This window comes from Acinetobacter sp. 766875 (assembly GCF_000582055.1).
Lineage (GTDB): Bacteria > Pseudomonadota > Gammaproteobacteria > Pseudomonadales > Moraxellaceae > Acinetobacter > Acinetobacter nosocomialis.
On sequence record NZ_JEXX01000041.1, the window covers coordinates 1 to 10,475 of the forward strand.

A 10,475-nucleotide genomic window follows, 5' to 3' on the forward strand; every position below is an offset into this window, starting at 1 on the left:
GGTGGATCAGGAAATTTGAACAACACTTATAAGTGATATTTTGCTCCCCAAATGATGTTATAAACATCAATATATGGAGTATTTTATGGCACGTAGACCAAGAAGAAATCATTCAAATGATTTTAAAGCTAAGGTAGCACTTGCTGCGATTAAAGCAGAAAAAACACTTGCTGAATTGAGTGCTGAATTTGATGTTCATCAAAACCAAATTATCGACTGGAAAAATCAACTGATTTCAGCTTCCTCGCAAGCTTTCGATCAATCAAAAGCTCCAACAGAACCACCCATCGATCTAAAAAAACTACATGCAAAAATCGGTGAGCAGGCATTAGAAATTGATTTTTTAGAAGGTGTGTTGAAGAAACTGGGCCGCTTCAACCACAAAAGTTAATCGATGACTCACTTCAGATTTCAGTATCTAAGCAAGCTCAGCTGCTGAAAGTCTCCCGTGGTTGTTATTACTATCGCCCAAAACCTGTGAGTGCATCAGATCTGAAGCTGATGCGGTGTATGGATGAGTTACATATGCAATACCCTTTTGCAGGTAGCCGTATGATGCGTGATTTGTTGAATCGTCAAGGACATCATATAGGACGACGTCATACACGTACTTTAATGAAGAAAATGGGCATTAATGCGTTATATTGCAAACCAAATTTAAGCCAGGCTAATCAAGCTCACCGCAAATATCCATATCTGCTCAAAGGATTGGCTATTCAGCGCAGTAATCAAGTGTGGTCTACGGATATAACGTATATCCCTATGGCAAAAGGCTTTGTTTATTTATGTGCTGTGATTGATTGGCATAGCCGCAAGGTACTTGCGCATAGAGTATCGATTAGTATGGAGGTTACATTTTGCATAGAAACATTAAATGAAGCTATTGAAAAATATGGTCGACCTGAAATATTTAATACAGACCAAGGCAGTCAGTTTACCAGTGATGCATTTATTGATGTATTGAAATCAAATGACATCCAAATCAGCATGGATGGTAAAGGTCGATGGGTTGATAATGTGATGGTTGAACGATTATGGCGGAGCGTTAAATATGAAGAGGTGTATCTCAAAGCCTACAGCAATGTTTTGGATGCGAAGAAGCAATTAAACGCATATTTTGAATTTTATAATTTGAAACGACCTCATTCGAGTCTGGACAAAATGACTCCAGATGAGTTTTACTATGACCAGCTACCACAACAAAATAAGGTAGCTTAACTAGAGCAGAGTATCACTTATAAATAAGCTTTTAGTTGTTCAAACATGTGGGACCACCTCTTAATTCATTCTCTAGTTTTGAAATAAGCTTGGATGCTTGTGCGACGCTTGTATTTAAATTTTCGGCAGCTTTAACAAAACTACCTTGCTCAATGATCGAAATAAACATGCGATTACATTCAAGTCTATTCATATAGATTTATTTTTAATTAAATTAGTAATCGTAGTTTTAGCATAAAAAATTTGTATAAGTTAAGCGGTTAAAAATTAAAATAAGCCGTGGAAGATTTTCAGCGTTTTAATCATCCATAGGAGTTTTTATGGTGAAAATACTTCTTGAGCCTTGATTGCTATATTGAATAGAACCTTTAAGTGCCACAATAATCGCATGTACAACAGCTAATCCCAAACCTGTGCCACCAAACTCCTTATTTCTTGATTCTTCTAATCTAAAAAATGGTTTAAATAGGTCATCTTGGAACTCGGTTGCAATTCCGGGGCCTTCATCTTCAATTTTTAATATCCAGTTGTCTGCAACCACTTCTGAAGAAATTTTAAGTTTACCTGCATTTGAATAGCGAATAGCATTATCAATTAAAGCAATTAAAACTTGCTCAATACGACGGCGGTCACTAAAAACTGGAGTGGTTGTCAGATCTAGTTCTGGTACTAGGTTCGCTTGTTGCAAGCGATCTTCAAATGCATTGAGAACCTTTTCAAGTACCGACTTAAAGTCAAACAATTCATAATTTAATCTGAGTTGCTGGTTTTCGACCAAACTTAAAGTTCGTAGGTCTTCGACTAAGTGAGATAAACCTTCAACTTGATTTAAAAGGCTTTTAAATAGTATTTCATCGGGTTTAAAAACGCCGTCGATTATGCCTTGTAGGCGGCCTTGTAAAATTGTGATAGGCGTTCTTAACTCATGCGCTATGGCAGCATTCCAGACTTGTGCATTTTGAACAGAAACTTCTAGCTTTTGAGCCATATCATTAAAATTATATAAAAGCTCGGACATTTCTGCGGAGTGAATTCTGTTGTCGTAAGCTCTAGCAGAGAGATCACCTTGACTAATTTTGTTGGCTGCTTCGGCTAAGAAGTTAATCGGCACAATAAAACGTTTTGCGAGGTGCATCCCGATCACGAGTGAGATCATACAGCCACAGAAGATAACAGTAGCCAACCAGATCCAGTCTACAAAATGAAAAGTGGTCCAATCTTCTTGAAGTGAGCTTAAAGTAATCCAGCCTTTTTCAATCGCATAGTTATAAATGACATAACCCAGCACAACTGAAAAAAGCGTAACGCTTAAATTAACAATACTTAATGCAATAAAGAGCTGCTTGCTAATTCCTAACTTACTTTTCATAGAATATTCCCTAGCTATATTTTTAATATTATTTAGTCGTCATTTTTTACAGCTAGTGGATTATCCAGTCTATATCCTACGCCACGCACATTAATCAACATTTGAAGTATTCCTTGTTCCTCCAATTTCTTTCTAAGCTTACTCACATGGCTATCTACAGTTCGTTCTAGTGCATCACTATCATTCATGCAATGATTCATGAGTTCACCACGGGTAAAAACTTTGTGGGGCTGATCAATCATGAATGAAATAATTTTATATTCGGTCAGCGTTAAATTAAGCAAGATTTTCTTATTCTCAGAGTGTATATAAACACTATGAGTTTCAGTATCAATTTCAATATTTTTATAGATCTTGTTTTTATTAGAAGCTTTATTTGCAAATTGAGTTCTTCTTAATACTGCCTGAACTCTAGCGATCACTTCATTCGGGTTAAATGGCTTAACCACAAAGTCATCTGCACCTATGCGTAGTGCCATCACCTTATCAATATCTTGATCGAGCGCCGTTAGCATAATTACTGGGGTTTGAGCTTTTTGGCGTATTTTATTTAACACTTCCCAGCCATTTAACTCGGGTAATTTAATATCAAGTAAAATTAAATCGATAGGTTGGCTAGCGTGCAATTCAATGGCCTGTTTTCCATTCATGGCACGAATCACACTCATTCCTTCACGTTTTAAATAATTTTCAATAATGTCGCCAATATCGTAGTCGTCTTCTACCACAAGAATAACTTTATCTTGGCAATCAAAAGAAAAAGAATGATCGAACATAGAAAATCTATCTATTAAAGCGCTTCAATCCATCATACGCTAAATTATCCGTGTTTCTCCACACTTCCTCCACACTTTAGCGATTATCCCTACACACTCATCAAAAATAATGTCAGCATCGAAAACTCACTAAGTTTGGACAGTATGCAAAAGCATCTTTTACTTCCTTTATTTTTATCTATTGGGCTTATATTACAGGGGTGTGATTCAAAAGAAGCAACTCAACCTGAGCCACCGCCGGCTAAAGTCAGTGTATTAAGTATTCAACCGCAATCGGTAAACTTTAGTGAAAATCTTCCTGCACGGGTACATGCGTTCCGTACGGCTGAGATCCGTCCACAAGTGGGAGGCATCATTGAAAAGGTTTTATTTAAACAGGGTAGTGAAGTTAGAGCAGGGCAAGCTTTATATAAAATTAATTCAGAAACTTTTGAGGCAGATGTAAATAGTAATCGGGCTTCCCTAAATAAGGCTGAAGCAGAGGTTGCGAGGCTCAAAGTTCAGCTAGAACGTTATGAGCAGCTCTTACCAAGTAATGCCATTAGTAAGCAAGAAGTAAGTAATGCCCAAGCTCAATATCGTCAAGCTTTAGCTGATGTCGCTCAAATGAAAGCAGTATTGACTCGACAAAACTTGAATCTGCAATATGCAACAGTTCGAGCGCCTATTTCCGGCCGGATTGGACAATCTTTTGTTACTGAAGGTGCATTGGTTGGTCAAGGTGATACCAATACCATGGCAACCATCCAGCAAATTGATAAAGTCTATGTTGATGTAAAACAATCAATTAGTGAATATGAGCGTTTGCAAGCAGCTTTGCAAAGCGGTGAACTATCAGCAAATAGTGACAAGACCGTTCGTATTACTAACAGTCATGGACAGCCTTATAACGTAACAGCAAAGATATTATTTGAAGATATTAATGTTGATCCTGAAACGGGCGATGTTACGTTCCGTATAGAGGTAAATAATACTGAACGAAAATTACTTCCTGGCATGTATGTGCGTGTCAATATTGACCGTGCTTCTATTCCTCAAGCGTTATTGGTTCCGGCACAAGCGATCCAACGTAATATTAATGGTGAGCCGCAGGTATATGTTATCAATGCCAAAGGCACAGCGGAAATTCGTCCTATCGAAATTGGACAACAATATGAGCAATATTACATTGCCAACAAAGGCTTGAAAATTGGCGATAAAGTTGTTGTTGAAGGCATTGAACGCATTAAGCCAAATCAAAAATTGGCAATGGCTGTATGGAAAGCCCCAGCCGTTGTAAATAACGCTCCAAGTATAGAAAAGAAAGCTTCTACAACTGAAGGAGCTCAATCATGATGTCACAATTTTTTATTCGTCGTCCTGTTTTTGCATGGGTTATCGCGATCTTTATTATTATATTTGGATTGCTAAGTATTCCTAAATTACCAATCGCGCGCTTTCCAAGTGTAGCTCCGCCACAAGTAAATATTAGTGCGGTTTATCCGGGTGCTACAGCTAAAACTATTAACGATAGTGTCGTCACCTTAATTGAGCGCGAATTATCGGGTGTAAAAAATCTACTCTACTATAGTGCGACAACAGATACCTCCGGTACAGCAGAGATTACTGCTACGTTTAAACCGGGCACGGATGTCGAGATGGCTCAGGTCGACGTTCAAAATAAAATTAAAGCTGTAGAGGCTCGTTTACCGCAAATTGTGCGTCAGCAAGGTTTACAGGTAGAAGCTTCATCGTCCGGATTTTTAATGCTGGTCGGGATTAACTCTCCAAATAATCAATATTCCGAAGTTGATTTAAGTGATTACCTTGTTCGTAATGTTGTAGAAGAGCTAAAACGTGTCGAAGGTGTAGGGAAGGTTCAATCTTTTGGTGCCGAGAAAGCTATGCGTATTTGGGTCGACCCAAATAAGTTAGTTTCTTACGGTTTATCAATTAGTGATGTGAATAATGCAATTCGAGAAAACAACGTCGAAATTGCACCCGGTCGACTTGGTGATTTACCCGCTGAAAAAGGCCAGCTCATTACTATTCCACTGTCTGCACAAGGGCAATTGTCTAGTGTCGAGCAATTTAAAAATATCAGTTTAAAAAGTAAAACTAACGGTAGCGTTATCAAGTTATCTGATGTTGCAAATGTTGAAATCGGTTCCCAAGCCTACAACTTTGCCATTTTGGAAAATGGTAAACCTGCGACTGCTGCAGCAATTCAGTTAAGCCCCGGTGCGAATGCCGTGAAAACTGCCGAAGGTGTTCGAGCAAAAATTGAAGAGTTAAAGTTAAATTTACCAGAAGGCATGGAGTTTAGTATTCCTTACGACACCGCGCCGTTTGTTAAAATTTCAATTGAAAAGGTAATTCATACATTACTTGAAGCCATGGTTCTGGTTTTCATTGTAATGTACCTATTTTTGCACAATGTCCGCTATACGCTTATTCCAGCGATTGTGGCGCCTATTGCCTTACTCGGTACTTTTACCGTAATGCTACTTGCTGGTTTTTCAATTAACGTACTCACCATGTTCGGTATGGTGCTTGCCATCGGGATTATTGTCGACGATGCGATTGTCGTGGTTGAAAACGTAGAAAGGATTATGGCGACTGAGGGATTAAATCCTAAAGATGCAACCTCTAAAGCAATGAAAGAGATTACCAGCCCAATTATTGGTATTACGCTGGTATTGGCTGCAGTATTTTTACCAATGGCATTTGCCAGTGGTTCTGTAGGGGTAATCTATAAACAGTTTACCTTGACCATGTCGGTGTCTATTTTATTCTCAGCGCTATTGGCACTCATTTTAACACCGGCACTTTGCGCTACGATTTTAAAACCAATTGATGGGCATCATCAGAAGAAAGGCTTCTTTGCATGGTTTGACCGCAGCTTCGATAAAGTCACTAAAAAGTATGAATTGATGTTGCTTAAAATCATCAAACATACAGTTCCAATGATGGTGATCTTTTTAGTGATTACCGGTATTACCTTTGCCGGAATGAAATATTGGCCAACTGCATTTATGCCAGAGGAAGATCAGGGCTGGTTCATGACTTCATTTCAATTACCTTCAGATGCAACTACGGAACGTACCCGAAATGTAGTCAATCAATTTGAACATAATTTGAAAGATAACCCCGATGTAAAAAGTAATACCACTATTTTAGGTTGGGGCTTTAGTGGTGCAGGACAAAACGTAGCGGTGGCTTTTACTACCCTTAAAGACTTTAAAGAACGAACTGGTACGGCATCTGAAATGACAAACGCCGTGAATACCTCGATGGCAAATAGTACGGAAGGTGAGACCATGGCCGTATTACCACCCGCTATTGATGAGTTAGGTACTTTTTCTGGTTTCAGTTTACGTTTACAAGACCGTGCTAACTTAGGTATGCCTGCTTTATTGGCTGCTCAAGATGAACTTATGGCAATGGCAGCCAAGAATAAAAAGTTCTATATGGTTTGGAATGAAGGGTTGCCACAAGGTGACAATATTTCTTTAAAAATTGACCGTGAAAAGCTTAGTGCACTTGGTGTTAAGTTTTCTGATGTTTCAGACATCATCTCTACATCAATGGGTTCAATGTATATCAATGACTTCCCTAATCAAGGACGTATGCAACAAGTCATTGTACAAGTTGAGGCTAAATCACGTATGCAATTGAAAGATATCTTGAATCTGAAAGTCATGGGTTCAAGCGGTCAATTAGTCTCGTTATCAGAAGTTGTAACGCCACAATGGAATAAGGCACCCCAACAATATAATCGTTATAACGGACGACCATCTTTGAGTATTGCTGGTATTCCTAACTTCGATACGTCATCGGGTGAAGCAATGCGTGAAATGGAACAGCTGATTGCGAAATTACCGAAAGGTATTGGCTACGAGTGGACAGGTATTTCCTTACAGGAAAAGCAGTCTGAATCACAAATGGCCTTTTTACTTGGTTTATCAATGCTCGTGGTCTTCCTTGTCTTGGCTGCACTCTATGAAAGCTGGGCAATTCCACTTTCTGTGATGCTGGTTGTGCCACTCGGTATTTTTGGAGCAATCATTGCCATTATGTCTAGAGGGTTAATGAATGATGTGTTCTTCAAAATTGGGCTAATTACCATTATTGGTCTATCGGCAAAGAATGCGATTTTGATTGTTGAATTTGCGAAAATGCTGAAAGAAGAAGGTATGAGTTTGATTGAAGCCACTGTTGCCGCAGCCAAACTTCGCTTACGGCCAATTCTGATGACATCACTTGCATTTACGTGTGGTGTAATTCCTTTGGTGATTGCCTCAGGTGCAAGTTCAGAAACTCAACATGCTTTAGGCACAGGGGTTTTTGGTGGCATGATTTCAGCAACCATTCTGGCTATTTTCTTTGTTCCCGTGTTTTTTATCTTCATTCTGGGTGCAGTAGAAAAGCTATTTTCCTCTAAGAAAAAAATCTCATCTTAAGTTCAATGCATCAGGGGAAATACTCAATTTCCTCTGATGCTTTATATGCTCAAAATTTACTTTATTTGGAGAATACTATGTCTAAATCGGCAATCGTATCTCGTGGACTCATTCTTTCTACACTCTCAATTGCACTCATTGCATGTGTCAATATGCAAGCGCCACAGCCTGCAATTACATCTCATATTCCTCAAAATTTTAGTCAAAATCATTCTGGAAAAACGATTGCAGAAAGAAGTTATAAAGAATTTATTTCTGATCCGAAATTAGCACAGGTTATTGAAATAACTTTAAATAACAACCGTGATTTACGTACTGCCACCCTCAATATTGAACGTGTACAGCAAGAATACCAAATCACAAAAAATAGCCAGTTACCCACCATTGGTGTAATGGGAAGTGCAGCAAGACAAGTTGATCCGTCTATTAATCCTAATAACCCTGTTTCTACATTTCAGGTTGGTTTAGGAATGACCGCATATGAACTAGACTTTTGGGGACGTGTGCAAAATTTAAAAGATGCGGCATTAAATAATTATCTAGCAACACAAAGTGTTAAAGAAGCAGTTCAAATTAGTTTAATCAGCAATGTCACGCAAGCTTGGTTAAACTATGCTTTTGCTCAAGCTAATTTAAATCTTGCCGAGCAGACTCTAAAAACACAACTCGATTCTTATCATCTTAATAAAAAGCGTTTTGAAGTTGGTATTGATAGTGAGGTTCCGTTAAAACAGGCACAAATTTCGGTTGAAACTGCACGAAATGATGTTGCAACGTATAAAACCCAGATTCAACAAGCAAAAAATTTACTGGATTTGCTGGCAGGTCATCCTGTTCCGCAAAATTTACTTCCTGATCATACAATTCAAAATATTACCTTTGAGAAAACCTTTGCAGCCGGTTTACCAAGTGATTTATTAAATCATCGTCCAGATCTTAAAGCTGCCGAATATGAGTTACGTGCTGCCGGAGCGAATATTGGTGCTGCCAAGGCACGCATGTTCCCGACCATAAGCCTGACGGGCTCGACGGGTTATGCATCGTCTGAACTGAAAGATTTATTTAAAACTGGCAATTTTGCATGGTCGATTGGACCTACTATTGATCTACCAATTTTTGATTGGGGAACACGAAAAGCTAATATTAAAATTGCAGAAACTGACCAGAAAATTGCATTGGCTAAATATGAAAAAGCTATTCAATCGGCATTCCGTGAAGTCAATGATGCTTTGGCTACGCATGCACATATTGGAGAAAGGTTAGATGCACAACGTCGCTTAGTCTCTGCGACTGAGGCAACCTATAAACTCTCCATGGCACGTTATAGAGCAGGCGTTGATAGCTATTTTACGGTTTTAGATGCGCAGCGTTCTGCCTATGCAGCACAACAAGGCTTACTTGCGCTTGAACAGATGAAATTCAATAACCAAATCGAAATATATAAAGCTTTAGGAGGAGGAATATCTAAAAGCTAACTAGTTGTGGTCTAAAAAATAAGCTGATAGAGAGATTCCTGATCAGCTTATTTTTACTTTAGATGATTAAATGTTGCTATGACATCATATATTCAGCGCTTAAGTTCATATGAACTATTAGGTTGAATTTAAGCAATAGCTGTACACACGTACTATATCAGTTTTTCCAAGCGTGTAAAGAAGTTTTTGAAAATTTATTATTAAATTTCAATGTAGTACAAAAAATTAATATTTTAATCTTTAGCGTGGGCAGGCTAAAAATTTTGAGATTAAAAGGCGATTTAGAAAAAGAAATCTGTATAGCAGTCAGTAGCCATAATACGGCTCGTAAATTTAGAATTTAGTAAGGTAGCTCGGCTCACTAGGGTAAATATAAAAGTGTAATTACATTTTGTAGAAAGCTGCCAGAACTATTTTGGCTAAGATTAGAAATAGGGTTAGCCAGGTTAAGTCTTTAAGAGTGGCACGGCTTGGTAAGTTGCTTGAGCAACAGATACCAAGCTAAAAATTTACTGTAGTAAAGAATAAACGGCGTAGCAGTAATGTAGAGTAGCCAGAGTCATATATCTGGTAGGTTTTAGATATGCTATTTAACATAATATATATTATACGAACTGTTATGTAACTTGCACCTAGGCCTTTAATCCTCCTTATTCTTATACACTGGTACTGTGCTTTGCTTAGCCAACAATGAAATTTTTGGCTAAAGTCTGATAAAAATATTATGTCTTATCTTTCACGCTCCATTTTAGCTATTGCACTACATCCTAGAAAGCATGGCATTTTTATAAATTATTTCTTTACTTTTTTTAAGCTTCATTGTGCATTAACGCCAAAACTGCGATTTAACTAAAAATTCAAAATTTGAATTAAATTACAGATATGAAACTTAATTGTTAATTGAATAACCAAATTTAGGCAGCTTTCTTCTCTACAACTATAAAATAATTTTCTTATATCTAAATGCTACTTATTTAAAATTAAATTACCTAGATTTCAGCAAAGTTATAACTTGCCTCATACAATGAGAGTTTATTTAATTATGCTAAACAACTCTACTTACTGTTTAAAATGTATTCAATATTGTTCTTATTAACTTAAAGCTTTTATATTTTAATTTATATAAATTACCACAAATTAGAGTTAAGGCTCTAATTACATAACTATTTTTAGTAAAATATATTATTTTATTAAA

7 protein-coding genes are annotated in these 10,475 nt (G+C 37.5%); 4 read left to right on the plus strand and 3 right to left on the minus strand.

The features are described from left to right. Window positions 1-73 precede the first annotated feature (73 nt). A protein-coding gene (locus J576_RS19980) for an IS3 family transposase (RefSeq protein ID WP_085944219.1) occupies window positions 74-1,218 on the plus strand; the annotation gives its coding sequence in 2 pieces (ribosomal slippage) (window positions 74-338 and window positions 338-1,218; 1,146 coding nt in all). A gap of 31 nt (window positions 1,219-1,249) precedes the next feature. On the opposite strand, the gene J576_RS20565 is transcribed toward J576_RS19980, so the two are convergent. The 3 genes from J576_RS20565 to adeR form a co-directional block, all read right to left on the minus strand. Next, on the minus strand, window positions 1,250-1,411 hold the full coding sequence (locus J576_RS20565) for a helix-turn-helix domain-containing protein (RefSeq protein ID WP_353743514.1): 162 nt from the start codon (window positions 1,409-1,411) through the stop codon (window positions 1,250-1,252). Window positions 1,412-1,516: 105 nt separating this feature from the next. After that, window positions 1,517-2,587 (minus strand): two-component sensor histidine kinase AdeS, encoded by a 1,071-nt coding sequence (adeS, locus tag J576_RS18970; RefSeq protein ID WP_002049944.1) that lies wholly within the window; start codon window positions 2,585-2,587, stop codon window positions 1,517-1,519. A gap of 32 nt (window positions 2,588-2,619) precedes the next feature. Continuing rightward, complete coding sequence (gene adeR / locus J576_RS18975; RefSeq protein ID WP_002049909.1) at window positions 2,620-3,363, minus strand: efflux system response regulator transcription factor AdeR; 744 nt, start codon at window positions 3,361-3,363, stop codon at window positions 2,620-2,622. Between the two features lie 144 nt (window positions 3,364-3,507). Between adeR and adeA the strand changes: the two genes are divergently transcribed. From adeA to adeC, 3 genes are all read left to right on the plus strand, one after another. Further along, window positions 3,508-4,698, plus strand: a complete 1,191-nt coding sequence (adeA, locus tag J576_RS18980) for a multidrug efflux RND transporter periplasmic adaptor subunit AdeA (RefSeq protein WP_002049781.1) — start codon at window positions 3,508-3,510, stop codon at window positions 4,696-4,698. Further along, the gene (gene adeB / locus J576_RS18985; protein ID WP_025467831.1) at window positions 4,695-7,805 is read left to right on the plus strand and encodes a multidrug efflux RND transporter permease subunit AdeB; all 3,111 of its coding nucleotides are present in this window, start codon (window positions 4,695-4,697) and stop codon (window positions 7,803-7,805) included. Before adeA ends, adeB begins: the two co-directional genes overlap by 4 nt. Before the next feature lie 77 nt (window positions 7,806-7,882). After that, the gene (adeC, locus tag J576_RS18990; RefSeq protein WP_002049977.1) at window positions 7,883-9,280 is read left to right on the plus strand and encodes a multidrug efflux RND transporter AdeABC outer membrane channel subunit AdeC; all 1,398 of its coding nucleotides are present in this window, start codon (window positions 7,883-7,885) and stop codon (window positions 9,278-9,280) included. The last annotated feature ends 1,195 nt before the right edge of the window (window positions 9,281-10,475 follow it).

Excerpts from the sequence above, each read along its gene's own strand:
- adeC (WP_002049977.1), top strand. The coding sequence starts at position 7,883 with ATGTCTAAATCGGCAATCGTATCTCGTGGACTCATTCTTTCTACACTC.
- adeA (WP_002049781.1), top strand. The coding sequence starts at position 3,508 with ATGCAAAAGCATCTTTTACTTCCTTTATTTTTATCTATTGGGCTTATA.
- J576_RS20565 (WP_353743514.1), bottom strand. The coding sequence starts at position 1,411 with ATGAATAGACTTGAATGTAATCGCATGTTTATTTCGATCATTGAGCAA.
- adeR (WP_002049909.1), bottom strand. The coding sequence starts at position 3,363 with ATGTTCGATCATTCTTTTTCTTTTGATTGCCAAGATAAAGTTATTCTT.
- adeB (WP_025467831.1), top strand. The coding sequence starts at position 4,695 with ATGATGTCACAATTTTTTATTCGTCGTCCTGTTTTTGCATGGGTTATC.
- adeS (WP_002049944.1), bottom strand. The coding sequence starts at position 2,587 with ATGAAAAGTAAGTTAGGAATTAGCAAGCAGCTCTTTATTGCATTAAGT.